We start from the raw sequence: 22,354 nt of genomic DNA on the forward strand, positions 1-22,354 counted from the left end.
ACCCCCGAAGCCCGACTCACCCATACAGTACAATTCCTCGCTGTTTTTCCGATTGACTGTACCGGCCAGTTACTCCGCATAATGCCCCTCTGATATTCAAGGAGGTGGCATGAGCAAGACAGTCCTGGTACTGGTAGAAACCGTCGACGAGTATCTATCCTTACTCGAAAAAGCCGGCTACCGCCTGATTCGTGCCCAATCCCCACACCTGCGCGCCGACGCCATCCAGCGCCATGCCGGCGAGATCGACGCCGTGCTGACCCGTGGTCCGTTGGGCCTGACCGCCGCTGAAATCGCCGCCTTGCCCAAGCTGCAGATCATCTGCGTGATCGGTGCCGGCTACGAGCAGGTCGACCTGGCCGCTGCTGCCGCCCGTGGCATCACCGTCACCAATGGTGCCGGCGCCAATGCCGCGGCTGTCGCCGACCACACCCTGGCCATGCTGCTGGCGCTGTTGCGCGGCATTCCCCGTGCCGACGCCAGTACGCGTCGCGGCGAGTGGAACCGGGTGATCAGCCCTTCGGTCAGCGGCAAGCGCCTGGGCCTGCTGGGCCTCGGCGCGGTCGGCCAGGCCATCGCCAAACGCGCCAGCCTGGGCTTTGACATGAACATCAGCTATCACAGCCGTACCCCGCGTCAGGACCTGCCTTACACCTGGTACGACAGCCCGAAGCACCTGGCCGAGGCCGTCGACATTCTGGTCGTTGCCACCCCCGGTGGCGCCAATACCCGCCATCTGGTCGATGCCCAGGTACTCGAAGCACTGGGCGCGGAGGGTTACCTGGTGAATATCGCCCGGGCCAGCGTGGTCGACACCCAGGCGCTGGTATCAGCCCTTGAACAAGGCCGGCTCGCCGGTGCCGCGCTCGATGTGTTCGATGACGAACCCGTCGTGCCAGATGCCCTCAAGGCCCTCGGCAACACAGTACTCACGCCTCATGTGGCCGGCCAGTCGCCCGAGGCCGCACGCGACACCGTGACCCTGGTGCTGCGCAACCTGCAGGCCTTCTTTGCTGGCGAGCCGGTACTCACGCCGGTTCGTGCGTAAACCTTTCAATACCCCCGGCATTGCCCGGATCACAAGGAGCGTTTGATGCAACTCGAAATCTTCCAGGTCGATGCCTTTTCCGCCGAGCCCTTTGGTGGCAACCCGGCGGCGGTGATCCCGCTGCAAAGCTGGCTGCCGGACGATCTGCTGCAACGCATCGCCGAAGAGAACAACCTGTCGGAAACCGCCTACTTCGTGCGCAATGGCGAAACCTTCGACCTGCGCTGGTTCACCCCCAGTGTCGAAGTTGACCTGTGCGGCCATGCCACCCTGGCGTCGGCCTACGTGCTGTTCGAGCAACTGGGCGAGCAGGCCGAGGTGCTGCGCTTCAGTACCCGTAGCGGTGAACTGCGTGTCAGCCGGGGGGCCGACGGCCTGCTGGCGATGGACTTTCCGGCCAAGCAGCCGGTGGCTGTCGACCTGCCGGCCGGGCTGCTGGCGGCGTTGGGGCTGAGCAGCGCCAGAGCGGTCTATCGCTCGGATGATTATGTGGTGGTGATCGACGACCTGGCGGTACTTGCCTCGTTGAAGCCTGATTTCGTTGCCCTGTCGACATTCGACGTACGCGGCATCGCGGTGACGGCTGCCGGCCGCGATCATGATTTCGTCACCCGTTGGTTCGGCCCACGGGTTGGGGTCAACGAAGACCCGGTCACCGGCTCTGCGCATACCTCGCTGGCACCGCTGTGGTCCGCCATGCTGGGCAAGCGCGCATTGACCTGCGAACAAGGCGGGGCGCGCAAAGGGCAGCTGCATTGTGAAGTGCCAGGCAATGGCCGGGTGATCATCAGTGGCCGGGCTGCCTTGTTCCTGCGTGGGGTAGTGTACTGCTGATCCATACGGTGTACTTCGCAGCAGCCGAAGTACACCGCTCTTTGCATTCAAGTCTGCGCGGGCCTACTGGTCGCCGGGAATGAACTGGAAGGTTGCGCTGCCAGAGGGCACGGTGGGCAGCGTGACCTTGATGATCGGCAGGTTGATCTTAGCCTCGGCGAGGAAGCGCTGTTTGTTTTTTCGCGCAGGCTCGAGACCCGCTTGCGATGCATAGAAAAATGCCTGAATCGGCAGCTTTTCGCCCTGATTTTGCCCCCACAGTCGCAACAGCATTTCGTTTTGCTCGCCGAAGTAACCCGAGTTCATCCATTTGGCTTGCATGGCAGCATAGAAGTTGGGGCCTGCATAATGGTTGAGCTCGTCACGCACATCGAAGCCGCAGATCCTGTCGCCTCGCGTCCCAGGTGGATATTTGGCCACCCACTGGGCCCCTGTGGTGATGCCCTGCTGGTGACAAGCTTCGCTGCCAGCCACCCCGGGGTAAACGCCGCAAGCTTCTCGATCACGTCGGGCGTCGGTCCAGCCATCCATGGGGAAGTGACACAGTATGGCGATTTTGGACTTTAACTCTGGCATGCCCATGATCGGGTAAAAGATGAAACCGTTGGGATCATTCGGTGCCCAGGCAAATTTCTGGAAGTTGTTGTCCTTGCGCAAGTAGGAAAACGAAACGCTGCCCTTCGCGATAGCTGCAGGACTAGGATTCCACGCGGCGTATTTATCGCTGTAGATAGTGGCACGAATGATGATTCCCGAGCAAAGGAATGCCGGCATGCTGTCATTGCCACAGTTTCTGCGGGTATCGTTGTAACGCTTGGTCAAGGCCTCCGCCGTGGCCGGGCCATCGACCACGGTGATGGCCGGGGCATGGGGTTTGGAGGGAGGGGTTGGCGTTTCCTGGCTGACGCAGGCAACCAGCAGTAAAGGTACGAACAGCAGCAGTAATCGGTTCATCTGGCAAACCTCGGGCGTGTGCTCACCTGCTTCGGCGTGCTCGACGAAGGCATCGGTGTGAGAAAGAAGAGTGGATTGGCCCGGGTTGGTGTCAGATTATGGGGGGCGGTGACCAGGTACAACTGGCAGAAATGACAGGTACTGTCGCCAAAAAAAAGAGGGGAGCCGGCCAGGCTCCCCTCGTTCTGTTGTGGTGGTTCAGGTTGGATCAGGGGCGGTAACCGCGGCTGTCGATGACGATGTGCGTTGTGTCGTTGGTGACAGCGCCTGCGGTGTTCTCTGCGGTCCACTCGGCATAGATGTGGCAAAGGTCCAGCGGGAACGCCAGCTTTGCGGCGTCAAGTGGGAACTCGGTGACAGTGTCCTTATCGTCGGGTCCGACGGTTTTGCGCATCGTGATCCTGGTCTCTTCGATCGGTGTATCGCCAGGGGTGTGGTTCTCATCCAGGTGTTGCACGATGTCGATCGAGACCGTGTCGCTGATTTCTTTATTCAGGTAATGCGGTGTCACGAACCACACCCCCGCCTTGATCTCATTAGGCCCGATCACGCCGTTGCTGTTCAGCGGCCGGTAACTGGCATCCGGCAGGGTACCTCCGCCCGGCAGTTCGTCCGAACCAGAGACCAGGACGGGCTGCTCCGGTGAATTCGAGGTGTTCTCCGCGCCGCCAGCCACGCGGCGGGTTACGCTGTACTTCAGGGCCTTCTCACCCGAGCCTTCATTGCCGATCTGCGCCGCGGTGAGGGGGAGCACCAGGTCGATCTTGTTGGCTACATCCGCTGCACCGATGACGCGCTCGGTGAGCGGTGTGCTGCCGTAGGTGACATTCAACCGGTCATTGAGAAGGAACAGCTCCTGCTCCGGTATCTGCGAGTCGTACCAGTACACGGTGATGGTGGCATTTTTGTCGAAATCCTCCACCGGGATCTCGTTTCGCTCTCCACTGGCCGACAGCAGCAGGGCGGCCTTCAGGTTGGGGTGTACTGGCTTCTCTGGGTCCGGGTCGCCACCGGCCTGGAACAGGTTGATAGCTACGGTGGTGGCAGGGGAGGTGCCGGCAACCAGTCCGTTGCGCACGATGCGGTACAACACATCAATGTTGGCGACCTGGTTGGCGCCGCCGGTCGCGGCTTTCCAGGTGTCGTAGAGCGCGGCATAGGAGGCCTGGACGGTGTGTTGCTGATCCTCCGTACCTCCCGGAATTGGAACAAGGGTATGCGCCTGCTCATCCCAAACCAGCTGGATCTGGTCCCCCGGCTGGATACCCGGGGTGCCGGTGAATGCGGGGATGATCACGTCTGCCGGGCCACGTGCGTCGGCTTCGTCGATAATGCCGTCATCGTCGAAGGACGGTACTTCCGGAGCCAACAGGCCAGTCAGTTCCCCCTTGAGCAGTACCCGCAGATCGAGCGACTCTGAAGGCAGCGAGTTGTTGCCGGCACGGTCGGTAATCAGATAAGTGAATTTAAGCTCGCCATCGCCTGCGGCTTCGATGTCTTCGCGCACGAAGCGCAGTTCTACGTCGTCATCACTACCACCGATGAGGTTTTCTGCCGTACTGTTCGGTGCAACGGTGTCGTTGATATAGCCTTGGAGTAAGTCGCCAGGTTCAACGCCTTCATAGCTGGGCACGAAGCTTTCCAGGTATTCGGTACCGGCGTCATTTTTGAGCTTATCCGGGGTCAGGCCATTCCTGACAATGTCTTCATCCACAAGGAGCTGGCCCAGGGTCGGGCGGCCCGGGGCGGTCAGGTCAACCCGGAACGACTGGTTCGGGCCATCCTCTTCACCGCCACCCTGGAAGTAGGTCACCCGGTACACGATGGTGTGGGTGCCTTCGCTGCGTGCACTGGCGGGCAGTTCGATCTCGAAAGGGTCACCGATAACGAAGCCGGTGAAAGTGACAGCTGTACCAATGGATTTGCCATCGACGTACAGCTGTACCTTGTCACGGTCAGGGTCGCGTACCTTGCGCGGTACCGGGAACACCAGTGTCAGATCGTCGTTGCGGACGCTCGCCAGCAGCAGGTTGTCGGGGACCCCGGACGGTGGCAGGGGGGCCAGGGCCTCGGTAGGGAATACCAGTGGATCAGGGAATTCTACGATACCGGGTGGCGACACCAGGGTCGCCTTGTACGTCAGCGGGCCCTTGATCAGTGTGCGACGGGCGATGGAGTTGGCGGGTACACGGCTGTTGGCGACTACGTCGATAAATTGGGTCATGGCTTGTTCCATTGGCTAAAGGGAGTCAGGGGTTGTCTGCTGTCTCGCCCAGACCTCGTCAGGCCTGGGCTCGGCAGCGGTGTTGCGGGTACTTTCGGCTGTTCAGCTAGCCTTTGTAGCCAATGCGATCGCAGGTCCATGTTCGACAAAAAACGCGCGCTTGTAACCTGACAGATTTACTAGGTAGCGGCGGCTGTTAAGGCGGGGAATAGTGCGCGAAGGTACGCGGCGGGCATGCCGCACGGTGCATTGGGCACCGCGCGGCAAGGCGTCAGAACGACCAGCGCAGGGCCAGCGAGGCAGTTGTGTCAGAGAAGTTGTCGCTGCCCGCTTGCTGGGCCAGCGCAGCCGTGATGGTCAGGTCGCGGTTGATCCGGCCTTCAGCGCCGGCCTTGAATTCGGCGATGTTGCGCGTGCCGACCTGGCTGACGCTGGCACCGTCGAGGGTGACCCCGGCCTGGCGGCTGTTATGGATCCAGTTGGCTTCGACGAAGGGCTTGAAACTGTCGACCAGGGTATCGTCACCGCTGTAGTTCAGCTTGAGGAAGGCCCGGGCACCGACGCTGACGCTCAAGGTATCGCTGCCGTTGCTGGAGACGATGGTGCCGTTGTCTTCACGGTGATCGTCGGGTGTCACCCCGGACCAGAACACCTTGGCCTTGGGTTGCAGGTACCAGGCGCTGCCGTTGTCGAGGGCGTTGCGCATCACATAGCCGGCTTCGAGCGAAGTGGAAACGCCACTGGCACTGTAGCTTTCCTTGGTGACATCTTCGCCGGTTACCTGGGCATCGAACCAGCTGTACTGCAATACCGCATCGGTATACAGCCCCTGCTCGCTGTTACCGTCGGCGTACCAGGTACCGTAGACACCCGTGGTGTAGCCTTTGACCTGGCTGCCGGCATGGTGGTTGGTTAGCTGCGAGGTAGTGGTACCGTGGCTGTAGCCATAGCCGGCGAAGGCCCCGGCGCGCCAGGCGCCGCCGTCACGGGTCATGCCACCGGCCAGATCGGCGCCCAGCAGCAGGGCATAGCGGCTGGTGTGGGTGTTGAGCTGCCCGGAGTTATCGGTGGCACGCTGATGGCCGCCGCTGTTTTTCATCCACAGGTTGCTTGACCTGCCATTGGCCGTGACGGTGTCGGCGCGCTCGGTCTCGCCGCTGCGTTCGCTGACACTGGCGTCGAACAGGGTATTCATGGCGTAGAGGTTGGCAGCATAAGCGCCACCTTCGGGGCGCACCACCAAGGTAGGCGCCGGGCCTGGGCCCGGGTCAGGGTTGCCCGGGTCGCTCAGCTCGTTGCTCAGGTACCAGTTGCCGCTGTTGTCGCCTTCGCCACGCATCAGGTGGTAGTCGTAGGCGCCGGCGACGATACGGCCCGATTGCTGGAATTCCCCGGCCGAGTTACCCCCCACGGTGATCAGCTCGATGCCGTTGAGGGTCTTGGCGCCGCTGCCGCCCAGGTTGTTGACGCGTACCGAGGTGCTGCCACTGGTGTCGCCCTTGACGACCAGTTTGTCGGTGAGCGAATCGTCGCCGCCGAGTACCGAGTTGAACACCAGGGTGCCGCCGTTGCCGGCATAGTCGCCTTCCACGGTCAGGGTACGGCCGGCGGCACCGTCGGAAAAGGCCACCGTACCGCCATTGCTCAACTGCCCGATGCTGGAGTCGTCGGTGATGATCCAGGAGGCGCTGTCAGCCACGTTTACCTTGTCGACGCCTCGCATCGCGCCGCGCAGGATCGCCTTTTCGATCAGGCTCACTTCGGTAGTGGCAGTGTCCTCTGAGGTGATATTGCCGGTGATTTCGCTGGCGCTGATGGTCAGGTAGGCCTGGGCGTCATCGTGGACCTCCAGCAGGTTGCCGTTGCCTGCGCTGACCACCGTGCCGTCGCGCAGGGTGATGTGGGCGATAGGGGCGGCGTCTTCGCCGGGGAACAGATTGCCCATGTAGATCGCACTGCCGTTGCTGGACACCAGTTGGCTGCTGGCGATATCAAGCACTGCGGTAAGGTCTGCGCTGGAACCACTGATATCGGAATTGATGGCGATGGCATGGCGTTCGCCGTCGAGCACCGAACCGCTGACGGTTGCGTTGCCGCCGAGCATCAGCAATGCCACCCCGGAGGAAAATTCCGCACCCGCTGGAGTATCGCCGTTTTCCTTTGCCGTGACGCGGGTACCGGCCAGGCTCAGGGTGCTCCGGTTATTGAGGATGGCGCGCCCGTCCGCGCGGATCGTAGCACCTTGGGCGGTCAGGCTGCTGCCGTTGACCAGGGCGATGGCCGAGTCCAGCCTTGACCCCGCGCCATCGGCCTCGCTGCCGGGGTTGAGGACCAGGCTGGCGCCGTTGCGCACCTCCCAGAACTCGGCGGGAGTGCCGGCTTCGACCGTGGCGCTTTGCCCTGGGCCGTCAAGGACCGCAGCATGGCTGGCCAATGGGCTACAACCGAGCAGCAGCAGACATGCATAGCGTGAGGGGCTGTGAGTCGTCAGGCGGGAAGGTCGTTTCATCGTAGACTCCGGAATAATTTTTTACAGAAGCCAGAACGGCTGGGTGCGCGGAGAATGCACGGGCGATGGGACGTTTCCTGTAGGAAAAGTCCGATCAAGTCCAAGAAAAGTATGAAATTCGCCAAGGCTTACGGGCGTCGCTCTCAAGGCTTGCGGTCAAGCTTGAGTGACTGTTGGCAGAATGTAACCTGGTAAAAATGTTAGTTTTTGCCGGGAAACTGCGGTGCAGATACCGCTCTGCTGCGCTCGGTATTGCACCGGGCGCAGCAGCCGCATCCTCAGAGTTGTAGGCGAAGGACTCTGGAGAACCTGAACGGTTCGTTGTTGCCGCGATAGATGCTGTAGTTGATCAAGACCACGTTTCCTTTGTTCTCCTCCACGATGCTTCTGGGGACTTGGAAGTATTCGACTCTGCCTGCTTGCAGGTGTTCTTCCGTCGAATCCCAAGGCGTCGGATTTACCCCGTACAAGCGCACGCGCCCTTTATGGCCGGTCTGCTGGTCCGGCGACAAGATGGACACTGCGGCGGTAGGCGAGCCTACTTGCGGGAAATAGCGAGGCGGTGGCATCTCCATCCCTTGGCTGTCGATGTTCAACACGTAGAGGGGTGAAGGGGTAACGCTGTTGACCCTGTAGATGATCTCTACCGGGCGGCCGATGGCATCGACCACTTCAAGACGCGGTACTTTGAATTTCAGCGTTTGCACTGCGACGACCGGCAGCGTTTCGCGCCAGGTAAAGTAAGGACCTTTCCATTCCAGCTCGATGTTTTGGCCTGGCGCCATGCCTGCGAACGGCAATACCTGCACTTCCAGGAAGTCATCGTAATACATGGCCTCATGAAAATTCAGGCGTTTACCTGGCGCTTTGGGAATCACCGGTTCGCCGGGCGATAGGGCGGAGCCTTCCACGCGGAACGGCAAGGGTATGGACGACCCTTTTCCAGGAACCGAGTAGGTGACCACGACATCCTCGTCTCGATTGCCGGCAATATAGGTGCCCTCTATCACCGCCGTTTGCTCGCCAACCGTACTGACTGTGATGATACCGCGGGTGGGCAGCGCAGCGTTCCACTCCCAGTTGATGGGATCCATGCGGGCCATGCCGGGGTAGTTGATGCGCAGAATGGTCGAGGGGCGATCGGCATCGAGCTTGCCGCCCACCACGCCGTCAACGCTCGCGATCGGCAATAGCTCTGTGCCGGCTGCCTTGATTCGAAGGTCCAATTCGAGCGAGGGTGGCAGAGAGGCATCACCGTTGCTGGCAATGTAATACGCCTTGGCGGTGCCACCGGCGATCAAGGCGATGACCGCGTGAGGAATGTTGAAGTGCAGTGGCTGCGTAGGATCGGTGACTGTATCGAAGTCCGTGTAAGGGACCTTGACGCCACCTGACGTAAGGCCGTCCCAAAAGATATCGACACGGTAGCCCTTCCTGATAGCTGGTGAAGCGGGCACGATAAACCTTGCACCATTGGGCACCCATGCCGGATCGAGTTCCCCCTCCTCTGTGGCATCGGGCATCTCAGGCTCTTTGAGTGACAAAGGCTGGCCCGTCACCGGGAGACGGAGCGTTTTCGAGAGCCACCGCTCATCGACCACATAACGCACCCGTACGGAACCTTGACCCAACAGAATGACCTTGGCGTTGGGAATTTTGAACTCAAGGAAGATAGGAATGGGGCTGGGTACCACATAGACGTCGCTGTCGTGATTGACGGGATCGTTGCCAGCTGTCAGGCCGTGCGATTCTACCTTCACTTTCTGGCCAGGCTGAATTCCCTCGTAGCGGGGCACCCAGACTATGACGTCGTCCGCCCCCAGGATTGCCAGGTCGATTTCTTCCACAGGCTTGCCATTCACTACCACAGACGGTGCTTCTGGTGCGTTGGGGTCTTCGAATTCCACATCTACGAGCGTGTAACGAGCCCATCTGGAGCGGTTGCCCACCCTGTCGCGGATTTCATAGGTGACTGGCACCCGGCCTCCCCCTACGTCTTTGAGCGTCTCGCGGTCAATCACTACCTTTTGCTGTTTATTGATTTCCTCAGGTGGCAAGGGGGGCAGCTTTATCTTGAAGCCGCCCCAGCTGACGGTCGGGACATCTTCAAGGCTCATGTTTTCCCAGATATTAATGAAGACTGTGGCTGACGCGGCGTCAGCGGGTACCGGGTTGGGTACCACGAAGGCCAAGGCCAGGTTCTCGTTGAGTTCTGGGGTGTCGGGGTTGGGGTCCCGGCCACCCGGAACAGTGAGCTTGATCTCTACCGGTGTTGGGTCGGATTCAAGCTTCCCGCCACCGATGAACAAGGTGATGAAGTACTTGACGTCATACTTACCGTCTCCGAGCTGTTTGAGCTCGCTGTTGCGAACACGAATGTTCAATGTGCTGGTGTCGCCAACTTGCGCTGAATAGAACGCGACCCGGGTGGTGTTGAAATACACCTCTACAAGGTCACCATCCCGGATGTTGAAATAGGGGCCAACCGTGACAATGATGAACCCCTCCGGATCGTCTTCGATATCTGTATAGCCAAGGCCACCGTCGTCTGCGGCAGGGATGAATGGTTTAGGCAAGTCGGCGAGCCGCTTAAGTGCTTCATCAGGCATGTTCATGGTGTGTGCTCCAAGATGCTACAGGGAGTTGCCAGCGTATGAGCCGGTCGGTTCACCCACAACTGACATAACTACCAGGTGACAGGGCTTGATGCGTGTGTCACCTGACGCTGACTTATTGTTTGAGGCCGACTACCTCATACGAGGTTATGAACGAGGCGCACATACCGACCACCGAGCTGTTGTGCAGCTCCAGCGCCAGGTGCTTGCCGAGACCGCAGTCCTTGGCCGTCCAGTGATAAGCATGAGCGAAAGGCCAGCGGCCGCCGTATGTTGCCTTCAACTCATGCGCTTCCTGTTCGCTGGGCAAGCGCGCACCTTGTGCAGCGACGGCGCTCGACGCGTTGTTCCAGTTCGATTTTGGAAAGCGGTAGACCTTCAGCACGTTACTCACATTGACCGTGTACGCGCGGGTCTGGCCAGTGGCGTCGGTCACGCTGATTTGCGCAGTGCCGTTGCCTTTGGCGGTGACCAGACCATACGGGTCCACGGCTGCGACGCCGGGGTTGCTGCTGGCATAGGTGTAGGGCATTTGGCCGCCGCTGGCATGGCGTTCGACTGCATTGCTGCCGGGGGTGTAGACCGGCGCGACGCCTGGGTGGTCAGGAATGAGGTAGGTCTTGCCGGTCAGGGCTACCGCCGTGGCGTCGAGGCTAAGCGGTGGGTCGATGTTATCCGCAGCGATGTAGTCGAAACGGGCCTGTTCGGCAGTGCTCGTGGGCAGGGTGATCTTGATCAGGGGCAGGTCGATCTCGGCCTTGTGGCGGAAGCTCAGGCGATCCTGCCAAGCATCCTTCAGGCCCGCCGGGGTGGTGTAGAAGAATGCCTGGATGGGCAGCTTGGCGGGAATGTTCTGCTCCCAGAGGCCATGCACCAGCTCGTTATGTTGGGTGAAGCGTTTGTCGGTCGGGTTGCCACTGCTCTTGGCCAGCAGGCTCTGGTAGAACGCCGGGCCTGCCAGATGGTTCTGGCTGCCGCGTACGTTGAAGGCACAGATTTTCGTGTTGTCACCACCTTGCTGGGTGTAGAGCGTGGTCCATTGGGCTGCGCTGGTGATGCCCTGCTGTTCACAGGAAACGCTGGTCGGGTTGCTGCCATATTGGCCGCAGCGGTTGCCGACGCGGCCGTCGGTCCAGCCATCGATGGGATAGGAGCACAACACAGCGATATTGATCTTGTCTGGCGGCGAGGCGGAAATCGGATACAGCACCATGCCGTTCTCGCCGCCCCACGGCATGCGCGCGAATTTGCTGTCCTGGCGCAGGTAGGAGAATGATACCGCGCCGAGTCTCACCGCTGTCGGGCTTGGGTTCCAGGCGTCGTAGCGGGGCGAGTAGGTGGTAGTGCGCAGGATCACGCCGTTGCAGAGGAACGCCGGCCGGCTCGCGCCCTCACAGTCCTGTGCCATGTCGCTGTAGCGTTTTGTCAGTGCTGCGGCGGTTGTCGGACCGTCGACGATGGTGAGCGGCGACGTTGGGGGGGCCGGAATGGGAGCGGGTGGCTGCAACTGGCTGGAGCAGGCAGATAACAATAATGCCAGGGCTAAAGTCCAGCTAACGTTGGGGGTTGTCATAGTTATGTCCTTGAACGGCGGTCAGGTGTGCAAAAGGCACTACTGGGTTGGGCCAAGGCGCCTGGCAAAGCTCAGGCCCCTGGCCCGGCAAGCCGGGGGTCATTGAGACGGCACTTCCAGCCTTTCGATGTACAGCACCTGGGATATCAGCCATCGCGGCTGCCCGTTACGCCATACGGAATAGTTCAGCCATACGCGCTTGTCGCGATTGGCTTCGAACCATGAGTGGTAGATCTCGATCGGAACGGGGGCAATTCGTGTGACAGTGACGTCATCGGGTTGGACAAAGCTGGTTGGCGAGCTATATAGCCGAGCGTGCACCTTGTCTCCGGTTTTCATGCCCAGATAGTCGATCTGCAGGGTGTGGCTACCTTTGGGCAGGCTGGGGCGTTGCAGTGTCAGTGCCTGCGACTCCACCCTGATGTTACGGCTCTGGGAAATCTGCCAATCACTTCCAGGCTTGCGCAGTGCGAAGTTCAGATCCATGACATTACCGGCAACGCCATAGAGCATGAACTTGGGCATCGCTACTGTCAGCGGGCGAGGCGGATTGGCGATGGCGACTTCGGGCGCGTCGTAGATGACCTCGCCGAAACGCCCGCGCACGCGGACGATATCACCTGCCAGCATGCCCGCCGAGATCGGCACTTGGCAGGTCAGGGTTTCCCCGGAGATGTCGTAGAGCCTGGCGATGGACAGGAATTGGTGTCCAGGATTGTCGCGGTCTGGTTCAGCTTGCGGCAGGCTGGGTGCCTCCCAGGCTTTGCGTTGTTGGTTGGACATGGTGGTCTCCTGTTGTGGGTTTCCCCGCCATGGTGCATAGCCTTGCGCGCTGTGTAACCTGGCAAAAATGTCAGGTCGGCAGCCGGCCTACCTATGCAGACGCAACGTTTTCGCCGCCGTCGCAGCGTAGCGATCAGCGCGAGGAGAGTGGTCGATGCGCTGGCATACCACGCCGCGCAAACTTGCCAAACCCATGCATTCCTGAGAAAACGACGCCCCCGAATCACAGCTTGGAGCTTTCCATGAGCAGCGAACTGCAGATCACCGACCTCGTCGAAGGCGACGGCAAAGCCGCCGTCAAAGGCGCCCTGATCACCACCCAGTACACCGGCTGGCTGGCCGACGGCAGCGAGTTCGACTCGTCGTGGTCACGCGGCAAACCTTTCCAGTGCGTGATTGGCACTGGCCGGGTCATCAAAGGCTGGGACCAGGGGCTGATGGGCATGCGCGTGGGCGGTAAACGCAAGCTGCAGGTGCCGACGCACCTGGGGTATGGCGAACGTAGCGTGGGGGCGATTCCGCCCAATTCGGACCTCACTTTCGAGATCGAACTGCTGGAAGTGCTGACGCGGGATGATTGAATGCGCGTGCGCCAGCATGCGCTTGACTTGGGATTTGCAGCACCTGTGAGATCGAGCGCCGCCCGCGCGGCGCATCGCGAGCTGCGCTCGCTCCTACGTTTGTTTCTGGCCAGTAACGCCTGTGCCAGGCGCGCGCGACCGCCTTGTTGGCACGACGCGATATTGCGCCATACCCCCAAGGCGTCCGCGCGCAAATCCTCCAGGAATCATTGGCCCGAAACAAACGTAGGAGCGAGCGCAGCTCGCGATGCGCCGCGCGGGCGGCGCTCGATCTCAAGAACGCCACAAAACTCAAGGCGAACACCTGACCGCCTTAAATATCTCTGCAACACACCTGCACTAACGTAATCCTTGCCTAGGGAACGGCATCCACACTCAGGGAGGAACCAAACGGGTCGAGGGCACTCTGAGTCCTGCTCGTTGCCAAGGATGGCAATCACCAACACGGATGCCCTTCGGCATAGGCCGCAGGGCAATGTGGCGGGTATCCAGATACTTTTTGCCACAAGAGCCCACCCACATGAAGTTGCCCTCTTTCATTCGACGTCGCCGCCACCTGGTGCTCAGCCTGGCCCTCGTCGCCGCGGCTGTGCCGCTGGCACTGGAAGTGGTCGAAAGCCGCGCCCAACCGGTCGACGGCACCCAGACGCTGGTATTCCTGCGCCATGCCGAAAAACCCGGCGAAGGCCTGGGGCAACTGAACTGCCAGGGGCTCAATCGTGCGCTCGACCTGGCCACCCTGCTGCCGGAGCGTTTCGGCAAGGCCGACTACGTGTTCGCCGCCAACCCCTCGCGGCATGTCGAGGAAGGCAGCCAGGACCAGAGCTACAGCTACATCCGCCCGCTGATGACCATCACCCCCAGCGCCATTCGCCTGGGTTTGCCGGTCAACATCGACTTCAGCGCCAACGACACCGACGCCCTCGCCGACGAGCTGGTCAGCGATAAGTACCGCAATGCCACGGTCTATACCGCCTGGTCCCACGGCTACCTGCCGGAACTGATCAATGCCGTGGCCGGCAAGGCGTTGGGCGATGAGCGAGTGATCACCGAAGACTGGAATGGCGACGATTTCGATACCCTCTACGTCCTCACCCTGACCTGGCACGACGGCAAGGCCAGCCTGCTCAGCCGCAACGTCCGCCAGGGCCTGAATGGCGGCGCCCATAGCTGCCCGACCTGATCCGCTGCTACTGTCTTGGCACTGCAGTCAGGACAGGGAAGTGCAATGACGCAACGGGTGACGGTAATCGGTGGTGGCGTGGTTGGCCTGGCGACAGCCTATGCGCTGGTGCGCGAAGGCCTGTCGGTGGTACTGGTCGAGGCGCGGGACCAGTTGGCCTCAGTGACCAGTTTTGCCAATGGCGGGCAACTTTCCTATCGCTATGTGGCGCCGTTGGCCGATGCCGGTGTGCCGTGGCAGGCGCTTGGCTGGTTGTTGCGCGGCGACTCGCCGCTGCGCCTGCGCTTGCGCCTGGACCCTGCGCAATGGCGCTGGCTGCTGGCGTTCGTGATGGCTTGCCGCAGCAGCGTCAATCGGCGCAATGCTGCACAGTTGCTGGAGCTGGCCTTGCATAGCCAGGCCACCCTGAAACGCTGGCGTGAGGACGACGGCCTGAACGATTTTGCCTGGCGGCAGAACGGCAAACTGGTGGCATTTCGCAGTGAGCGAGCGTTCGCCCATGGCCGCGAGCATCTGCTCGATCCCGGTCATCAACGGGTGCTTGGTGCCAGCGAAGTCAAGGCGCTGGAGCCGGCGTTGGCGGATGCGCCCTTTATCGGTGCCGTGCTGACTGCGGATGAAGAAGTCGCCGATTGCCATCGTTTTTGCGAGCGGCTGGCAGAGCGCTTGCGCGCGTCCGGGCAATGCCGGTTCCTGTTGAGCAGCCCGGTCACGCGGCTGATCACCCGCGATGATCAGGTGGTGGCACTGCAACTGGGGCGTGAGCAACTGGATGTCGAGCGCCTGGTACTGTGCGCCGGCCACCGAAGTGCCGGGCTGGCGTTACCGAAACTGCGGCTGCCGGTCTACCCGCTCAAGGGCTACAGCCTGACGGCACCGATTGCCACGGCGCATCGAGCACCGGAGCTCAGCATCACCGACTACGAGCGCAAGGTCGTCTACGCACGGCTTGATCAGCAGCTGCGGGTGGCGGCGATGGTGGATATCGTTGGCTACGACGAAGCGGTGGATGCGCGCAGGCTCGCCAGCATGCGTCGGCAGGCGCTGGAGACCTTGCCGCAGGCTGCGGATTACGCAGCGGCGGTGGAGTGGGCAGGCATGCGGCCGGCGACGCCGACTGGCGTACCGATTGTGGGGGCTTCGGCTTATCGCAACCTGTGGCTGAATCTGGGGCATGGGGCCTTGGGGTTTAACTTGGCTTGTGGCAGCGCGGAGCGGCTGGCGCGGATGCTGTGTTGACTGTGCCGGCCTCTTCGCGGGTAACCCGCTCCCACAGGTTACTCACTGTGTTTGAATGCAGTGCAGTACCTGTGGGAGCGGGTTTACCCGCGAAGAGGGCGGACCAGGCGAAGCAGTATTACCGTCCGAACTTCATCGGCCAGCCCATCACCTTCTTCGCCCGCGGTGTGGCATAGGTTCGCACTTTGGAGGTGCTGAGCCCCATCCGCACCAGCGACTCGGCAATGGTCACCGCCGCACTCACGCCATCCACCACCGGCACGCCAGTGCGCTGGCGGATCTGTTCATCCAGCCCGGCCATGCCGCCACAGCCCAGGCAGATCACCTCGGCCTTGTCCTCGTGCACGGCGCGTTCGGCTTGCTGCACGATGGCTTCCACGGCGCGCTGCGGGTCTTCTTCCAGCTCCAGCACGGCCAGGCCACTGGCGCGGACCGAGGCGCAACGGTCATACAACCCAGACAGCCTCAGCCGGTCTTCGATCAGCGGCACGGTGCGGTCCAGGGTGGTCACCACCGAGTAGGCATGGCCCAGGTACATCGCCGTGCTGGCGGCGGCATCGGTGATGTCCACCACCGGCACGTCGAGCAACTCCTGCAGACCTTCGCGGCCATGCTCGCCGTAGCCGGCCTGGATCACGGCATCGTAGGGGCCGTCGTAGGCCAGTACCCGGTCCATCACGGCGATGGCAGCCAGGTAGCTCTCGAAATTGCCCTCCACCGACTCGGCGCCGAACCAGGGGGTCAGGCCGATGATCTCGGTGCCGGGCGCGGCGACGCTGCGCGCCTGCTCGGCAATGGCTGCGGTGATGGCTTCGGTGGTGTTGACGTTGGCGATCAGAATACGCATGGGCAGTCCTCCTTGATCAATGGCTGCTGTGGTCGACGGCGATGCATTCGCCGCTGACATCGTGGTATTGGCGGTTGCGCGGGGCGATCAGCAGGTACACCGCGGCGGCGATGCCGGCGCCGATCAGCCAGGAAAACGGCGCGATGCCATGGAAGTTCGGCACCAGGGCCAGGATGATGGCCAGCAGCGCTGCCGGCACGAAGGCGGCCACGGCGCGCAGGTTGATGCCTTTGCTGTAGTGGTAGGCGCCCGTGGGGTGCTCGGTGTACAGCTCGGGCACGTTGATGCGGCCTTTTCGCAGCAACCAGTAGTCGGCCATGATCACCCCGTACAGCGGGCCGAGCAGGGCGCCGAGGCCGGACAGGAAATAGACGATTACCAGCGGGCTGTTGTAGAGGTTCCAGGGCAGGATCAGCACCGCCAGGGTGGCGCTGATCAACCCGGCGCGGCGGAAGTTGAGGTGGCGTGGCGCCAGGTTGCTGAGCACGAAGGCCGGGGCCACGAAGTTGGCCATGATGTTCACCGCCACGGTGACGATCAGAAACGCCAGGCAGCCGAGCACCAGGAACGGCGTGCTGGGGATGCTGGCGACGATCTGGGTCGGGCTGTCGATGATCTGGCCGTTGATCTGGAACTGCGCGCCGCACAGCACCACGGTGATCATCGCGAACACCAGGATGTTCACCGGCAGGCCCCAGAAGTTGCCGACGCGGATGGTCTTGCGGCAGGGCGAGGAGCGGGCGAAATCACAGAAGTTCAGCACCAGGGTGCCGTAGATCGCCAGCCACAGTGCGCCGCCGGCAAAGATGTTGCGCCACATTTCGTAGCCGGTCAGTGGCTCGGCGACCGACCAGGCGATGCGCGCGTCGGCCTTGAAGTACATGAACACTGCCAGGGCGGCCACGGTCAGCAGGATCACCGGGCCGGCGAAGGCCTCGTAGCGGCGTACCATCTCCATGCCGTAGGCAAGGATCACCAACTGCACCAGCCAGATCGCCACGAAGCACACCCAGCCCAGGCTCGACAGGCCGAGGATGCTGTCATGGTCGTAGGCTGCCATTTGCGGCCACACGGCGGTGAGCAGCACGCGCAGCACCACCGAGGCCAGGTAGGTCTGGATGCCGAACCAGGCGATGGCGATCACCGCACGGATCAGCGCCGGTATCTGCGCGCCATGGATGCCGAAGGCGATGCGGCTGATGACCGGGAACGGCACCCCGGTCTTCTGCCCCATGTAGCCGGACAGGTTCATGAAGAAGTACACCAGTGCCGCGCCGATCGCCAGCGACAGCAGGATCTGCCAGCCACCCAGGCCAAGGGCGAACAAGCCCATGGCGAAGGAATAGTTGGCAATGTTGTGCACATCGTTGGTCCACAGCGCAAAGATGCTGTAGCGGCCCCAGCGGCGGCCTTCGGTACGGGTGGGTGCGAGGTCGCGGTTATGCAGGCGCGGGCTCAGTGCGAGTGGCGGCATATCGCCTGCAAGGGTGGAAGCAGGGCTGGTGCTGGCGACGGATAGTTCAGGGGCAAGGTCGAGGCTGGTACTCATTCCGGCGGGCTCCTGATGCACATGGACTGCGATGAGCGGGCATGCGCACGGGCTCGCCATCTCGTCGGTGCAGCTTGGCATCACTGGGTTCTGGGCGCGGCGGCCGGTGTTGGGCCGGCGCCGCGAGTTCTTGTGTATTTATGTTTTGTTGAATTTGTATACAAAACACGAACACACAAAAGCGAGTTCCATGCCAGGGATAAACGAGAGTTAGATGGCCACTACTTTGAATCTAAGCAGTTGAAAATTAAGTTTATGAAATGAATCGAATATAAGTTGACCGAATGAACAGGTTAATTTTTTTTAGTTGGCCTTTTAGTTGATCGTTTGGTCAGAATTAGTTGATCGATGCATGTAACGTATTGGGGCGTTACCGGGAAAAGTGCACACAAAAATGGCACCTATGGTGACATTCTTGTGTACAAAAATTAGTCAGATTTTTCCAGGTCGGGCCTCTTCGCGGGCAAGCCCGCTCCCACAGGGTACTGTGTGATCGCGTAGGAGGGACTCAATCCATCGGCGGCAACCGCCGCTTCACCGGGCTCTTCTTGATGATCGCGGTGTTGGTCTCGGCCAGCACATTGATCCGGTCGAGCAGGGTATCGAGCTGCTCCATCGAGCGCACATGCAGCCGGGCGATGAAGCAGTCCTCGCCGGTCACCTTGTCGCACTCGGTGAACTCGGGGATGGCGATGATCTGCCGCTCCACTTCCTGCAACTGCCCCGGCAGCGGGCGAATGCGCACGATGGCCTGCAGCTGGTAGCCAAAGCTGCGCGGCTCGATATCCACGGTGTAGCCGCGCAGCACGCCGCGTTCTTCCAGGCGGCGCAGGCGCTCGCTGACGCTGGGGGCAGAGAGGCCGCTGATCTGCGCCAGTGCCTTGAGCGAGCGGCGCGAGTCTTCCATCAAGGCGTTTATCAGCAGTTGGTCAATGGCGTCGGTCATGCGCACCTCATCAGGCAATCCAGGGAAATTGCCTTGATATTAAAGGTGAACCGGCTGATATGCCTTGGTTATCCGCTGGAAGGTGCACGGCGACCCCCCGCATACTATGGCCATCATCCAAGGGAGGTGTGAGATGGACAATTCATTGCGCCGTGGCTCGCTGGAAATGGTTGCCGCCATGCTGATTTCCGGAACCATCGGCTGGTTCGTGCTGGTGTCTGGGCAGCCGGTGCTGGACGTGGTGTTCTGGCGCTGCGTGTTCGGTACCGGCACTTTGCTGGTGATCTGCGCGGTGTTCGGCTTCCTCAAGCCTGGCGTGATAACCCGGACTGCATTCCTGCTGGCCATCGCCAGTGGGGTGGCCATCGTCGGCAACTGGGTGTTGCTGTTCGCCTCCTACTCGAGGGCGTCGATTGCCATCGGCACTGCGGTGTACAACGTCCAGCCGTTCATGCTGGTGGGGTTGGCAGCGCTGTTCCTGGGCGAGAAGATCACCGCCGCCAAGGTCACCTGGCTGAGCGTGGCGTTCCTTGGCATGCTGGCGATCGTCAGCGCCCACGGCGCGGGGCAAGCCAGTGGTGATGACTACTTGCAGGGCATCGCCCTGGCGCTGGGTGCGGCGTTTCTTTATGCGATTGCCGCCTTGATCATCAAACGCCTGAAAGGCACGCCACCTCACCTGATCGCACTGATCCAGGTCGCCACCGGGGTGCTGCTGCTGGCGCCGTGGGTGACGCTCGGCGGATTGCCTGGCGAGCCGTCGGCCCTCGCCAGCCTGGTGACCTTGGGCATGGTCCACACCGGGTTGATGTATGTGCTGCTGTATAGCGCCATCCAGCGCCTGCCCACGGCGTTGACCGGTGCGCTGTCGTTCATCTACCCGATTGCCGCAATCCTGGTCGACTGGGTGGCCTTCGGGCACCGCCTGGCGCCGTTGCAGTGGCTGGGGGTGGCGTTGATTCTGCTGGCGGCAGCGGGTATGCAGCAGGGCTGGTGGTTCCGTTCTGCACAAGTGCCAGCCAAGGGGTAGAATGGCGGCCTTTTCATTTGCCTGCGACCCGCCATGACTTCGCCGATCCACACCCTCGAACAGCACCTGCTTGCTGCCCTTGACCCTGCTCCCGCCGAAACCCGCCGCCTGTTCCACGGCCGCGGCCGTTGCTGGGAAGGCCTGGAGCAAGTCACGGTGGACTGGCTGCAGGGTGTGCTGTCGGTGGCGCTGTTCCGCGAACCACCCGAGGGCCAGCTGGCCGAACTGGAAGCCATGCTGCGCAACCTGGCCGAGCGCCCGCAATGGGCCGGCCAGGCGATCCTCATCCAGCACCGTTACCTGCCCGACAGCCCGGGCCAGTGGCTGCTGGGCGAACCCTGCCAGCAACGCGAGGTGGTCGAGGATGGCCTGACCTACCTGCTCGACCTGGGCGTGCGGCAGAACAACGGCCTGTTCCTCGACATGCGCTACGGCCGGCGCTGGGTGCGTGAACAGGCAGCGGGCAAGCGGGTACTGAACCTGTTCGCCTACACCTGCGGTTTCTCGGTGGCGGCGATTGCGGGCGGTGCCGAGCAAGTGGTCAACCTGGACATGGCCAAGTCTGCGCTATCGCGCGGGCGCGACAACCATCGCCTCAATGGCCACGATGCGTCGCGGGTGGCGTATCTGGGGCATGAGCTGTTCAAGTCGTGGGGCAAGGTGCGCAAGTATGGGCCTTACGACCTGATCATCATCGACCCGCCGACCTTCCAGCGTGGCAGCTTCGTGCTGACCCAGGATTACGCCAAGATCCTGCGGCGCTTGCCGGAGTTGCTCAGTGAGGGCGGGACGGTGCTGGCCTGCGTCAACGACCCGGGGATCGGGCCGGAGTTTCTGATCGAGGGGATGGCCGAGCAGGCGCCATCGCTGGCCTTTGTCCAGCGGCTGGAGAACCCGCCGGAGTTTCCTGATGTGGACCCGGCGGGGGGGCTGAAGGCCTTGGTATTCCGCCAGGTGTGATGTTGCCTGTGCCGGCCTCTTCGCGGCTAAAGCCGCTCCCACACGATTATCGCCAGCTTCCAGGCGTGCGCCGTACTTGTGGGAGCCGCGCTTGCCGGCGATGGGCCGCGAAGCGGCCCCAACATTCTTGCGTTTGACATGGGTCGATAGCGATCACTTATATACCGGGGCCGCTTCGCGGCCCATCGCCGGCAAGCGCGGCTCCCACAGGGTTTTGCGCTGTGTCTGGGGGAGCGGCTTTAGCCGCGAAGAGGCCGGTCATGCTTGCATCAATTACTGCTGATTGGTGTAGATCTGGTCGAACACGCCACCATCATTGAAGTGGGTCTTCTGCACGGTACGCCAGTCACCGAAGGTCTTCTCCACCGACAGGAAGTCGACTTTCGGGAAGCGGTCGGTGTACTTGGCCAGTACGGTTGCATCACGCGGGCGCAGGTAGTTCTGCGCGGCAATTTCCTGGGCCGCTGGCGACCACAGGTATTTCAGGTATTCCTCGGCCACGGCCTGGGTGCCTTTCTTGGCGACCACCTTGTCGACCACGCTTACCGGCGGCTCGGCCTCGGCCGACACGCTCGGGTAGACCACTTCGAACTGATCGCGGCCGAACTCGCGGGCGATCATCTCGGCTTCGTTCTCGAAGGTCACCAACACGTCGCCGATCTGGTTGGTCATGAACGTGGTGGTGGCAGCACGGCCACCAGTGTCGAGCACCGGTGCCTGCTTGAACAGCTTGCCGACGAATTCGCGGGCCTTGGTTTCATCGCCGCCCTGCTTGAGCACGTAGCCCCAGGCCGACAGGTAGGTGTAGCGGCCATTACCCGAAGTCTTGGGGTTGGGCACGATCACCTGCACGCCGTCCTTGAGCAGGTCGGGCCAGTCTTTCAGCGCCTTGGGGTTGCCCTTGCGCACGATGAACACGGTGGCTGAAGTAAACGGGGCGCTGTTGTTCGGCAGTCGGGTCACCCAGTTGTCCGGCACCAGCTTGCCGTTGTCGGCCAGGGCATTGATGTCGGTGGCCATGTTCATGGTAATGACATCGGCGGGCAGGCCGTCGATAACCGCACGCGCCTGCTTGCTCGAGCCGCCGAAGGACATCTGCACATTGACCTTCTCGTTGTGCTCGGCTTCCCAGTGCTTCTGGAAGGCCGGGTTGTAGTCCTTGTAGAAGTCGCGCATCACGTCGTAGGAAACGTTGAGCAGGGTCGGGGCGGCTTGGGCGAGGTTGCCCAGCGCCAGGCCGGCGGCGAGCAGTGAGGCGGTGAAGAGCTTTTTCACGTTGCGTCCTTGATATCGATGGCAGTTTGCCTGCGACTATAGCGGGCGGGTTTGTGGGGGTTAAAGAACAAAAAAGACTTTGGTTATGCCACTGCCTGTACTGGCCTCTTCGCGGGTAACCCGCTCCCACAGGGACCGCGCACAGTTCAGGTTTGTGACGCTCCTGTGGGAGCGGGTTTACCCGCGAAGAGGCCGGAACGGGCA

Annotated in this window: 17 protein-coding genes; 7 read left to right on the plus strand and 10 right to left on the minus strand. The window is 61.8% G+C overall.

Features of this window, described 5'->3' with window-relative positions:
- Positions 1 to 109: 109 nt before the first annotated feature.
- Positions 110 to 1,048 carry a 2-hydroxyacid dehydrogenase gene (locus tag OCX61_RS07530; RefSeq protein ID WP_261943240.1) on the plus strand — a complete coding sequence of 313 codons (939 nt, stop codon included), beginning with the start codon at positions 110 to 112 and terminating at the stop codon, positions 1,046 to 1,048.
- A 45-nt stretch (positions 1,049 to 1,093) separates the two neighbouring features.
- Positions 1,094 to 1,882: a PhzF family protein gene (locus tag OCX61_RS07535; protein ID WP_261943241.1), complete on the plus strand. Its 789-nt coding sequence runs from the start codon at positions 1,094 to 1,096 to the stop codon at positions 1,880 to 1,882.
- Between the two features lie 63 nt (positions 1,883 to 1,945).
- Here OCX61_RS07535 and OCX61_RS07540 read toward each other — a convergent pair whose 3' ends face one another.
- From OCX61_RS07540 to OCX61_RS07565, 6 genes are all read right to left on the minus strand, one after another.
- Entirely contained in the window at positions 1,946 to 2,836 is an 891-nt protein-coding gene (locus tag OCX61_RS07540; protein ID WP_261943242.1) for a hypothetical protein, read from the minus strand.
- A 208-nt stretch (positions 2,837 to 3,044) separates the two neighbouring features.
- Positions 3,045 to 5,060 carry a hypothetical protein gene (locus OCX61_RS07545; protein WP_261943243.1) on the minus strand — a complete coding sequence of 672 codons (2,016 nt, stop codon included), beginning with the start codon at positions 5,058 to 5,060 and terminating at the stop codon, positions 3,045 to 3,047.
- Between the two features lie 271 nt (positions 5,061 to 5,331).
- Positions 5,332 to 7,569 carry an autotransporter outer membrane beta-barrel domain-containing protein gene (locus OCX61_RS07550; RefSeq protein ID WP_261943244.1) on the minus strand — a complete coding sequence of 746 codons (2,238 nt, stop codon included), beginning with the start codon at positions 7,567 to 7,569 and terminating at the stop codon, positions 5,332 to 5,334.
- A 278-nt stretch (positions 7,570 to 7,847) separates the two neighbouring features.
- Positions 7,848 to 10,184: a hypothetical protein gene (locus OCX61_RS07555; protein ID WP_261943245.1), complete on the minus strand. Its 2,337-nt coding sequence runs from the start codon at positions 10,182 to 10,184 to the stop codon at positions 7,848 to 7,850.
- A 115-nt stretch (positions 10,185 to 10,299) separates the two neighbouring features.
- Positions 10,300 to 11,757 (minus strand): Ig-like domain-containing protein, encoded by a 1,458-nt coding sequence (locus OCX61_RS07560; RefSeq protein ID WP_261943246.1) that lies wholly within the window; start codon positions 11,755 to 11,757, stop codon positions 10,300 to 10,302.
- A 99-nt stretch (positions 11,758 to 11,856) separates the two neighbouring features.
- Positions 11,857 to 12,540: a hypothetical protein gene (locus OCX61_RS07565; RefSeq protein ID WP_261943247.1), complete on the minus strand. Its 684-nt coding sequence runs from the start codon at positions 12,538 to 12,540 to the stop codon at positions 11,857 to 11,859.
- 242 nt (positions 12,541 to 12,782) lie between these two features.
- On the opposite strand from OCX61_RS07565, the gene OCX61_RS07570 reads away from it, so the two are divergent.
- The 3 genes from OCX61_RS07570 to OCX61_RS07580 all read left to right on the plus strand — a co-directional run bounded on the left by OCX61_RS07570 (position 12,783) and on the right by OCX61_RS07580 (position 15,543).
- Positions 12,783 to 13,121, plus strand: a complete 339-nt coding sequence (locus tag OCX61_RS07570; RefSeq protein ID WP_261943248.1) for an FKBP-type peptidyl-prolyl cis-trans isomerase — start codon at positions 12,783 to 12,785, stop codon at positions 13,119 to 13,121.
- 520 nt (positions 13,122 to 13,641) lie between these two features.
- Positions 13,642 to 14,304, plus strand: coding sequence for a histidine phosphatase family protein (locus tag OCX61_RS07575; protein ID WP_261943249.1), 663 nt, complete (start codon positions 13,642 to 13,644; stop codon positions 14,302 to 14,304).
- Between the two features lie 45 nt (positions 14,305 to 14,349).
- Positions 14,350 to 15,543, plus strand: a complete 1,194-nt coding sequence (locus tag OCX61_RS07580; RefSeq protein ID WP_261943250.1) for a D-amino acid dehydrogenase — start codon at positions 14,350 to 14,352, stop codon at positions 15,541 to 15,543.
- A gap of 118 nt (positions 15,544 to 15,661) precedes the next feature.
- Here OCX61_RS07580 and OCX61_RS07585 read toward each other — a convergent pair whose 3' ends face one another.
- The 3 genes from OCX61_RS07585 to OCX61_RS07595 all read right to left on the minus strand — a co-directional run bounded on the left by OCX61_RS07585 (position 15,662) and on the right by OCX61_RS07595 (position 18,885).
- A complete protein-coding gene (locus OCX61_RS07585; RefSeq protein ID WP_261943251.1) occupies positions 15,662 to 16,390 on the minus strand; it encodes an aspartate/glutamate racemase family protein in 729 nt (242 codons plus the stop codon).
- Positions 16,391 to 16,406: 16 nt separating this feature from the next.
- On the minus strand, positions 16,407 to 17,939 hold the full coding sequence (locus OCX61_RS07590; RefSeq protein WP_261943252.1) for an NCS1 family nucleobase:cation symporter-1: 1,533 nt from the start codon (positions 17,937 to 17,939) through the stop codon (positions 16,407 to 16,409).
- 508 nt (positions 17,940 to 18,447) lie between these two features.
- Entirely contained in the window at positions 18,448 to 18,885 is a 438-nt protein-coding gene (locus tag OCX61_RS07595; protein WP_261943253.1) for an Lrp/AsnC family transcriptional regulator, read from the minus strand.
- A 133-nt stretch (positions 18,886 to 19,018) separates the two neighbouring features.
- Between OCX61_RS07595 and OCX61_RS07600 the strand changes: the two genes are divergently transcribed.
- Together OCX61_RS07600 and OCX61_RS07605 are read left to right on the plus strand one after the other, a co-directional pair.
- On the plus strand, positions 19,019 to 19,915 hold the full coding sequence (locus tag OCX61_RS07600) for a DMT family transporter (RefSeq protein ID WP_261943254.1): 897 nt from the start codon (positions 19,019 to 19,021) through the stop codon (positions 19,913 to 19,915).
- 33 nt (positions 19,916 to 19,948) lie between these two features.
- Entirely contained in the window at positions 19,949 to 20,875 is a 927-nt protein-coding gene (locus OCX61_RS07605) for a class I SAM-dependent methyltransferase (RefSeq protein ID WP_261943255.1), read from the plus strand.
- Between the two features lie 273 nt (positions 20,876 to 21,148).
- Here OCX61_RS07605 and OCX61_RS07610 read toward each other — a convergent pair whose 3' ends face one another.
- On the minus strand, positions 21,149 to 22,150 hold the full coding sequence (locus OCX61_RS07610; RefSeq protein ID WP_186603284.1) for a sulfate ABC transporter substrate-binding protein: 1,002 nt from the start codon (positions 22,148 to 22,150) through the stop codon (positions 21,149 to 21,151).
- Between the last annotated feature and the right edge of the window lie 204 nt (positions 22,151 to 22,354).

It is taken from the genome of Pseudomonas sp. LRP2-20, from assembly GCF_024349685.1.
Classification (GTDB): domain Bacteria; phylum Pseudomonadota; class Gammaproteobacteria; order Pseudomonadales; family Pseudomonadaceae; genus Aquipseudomonas.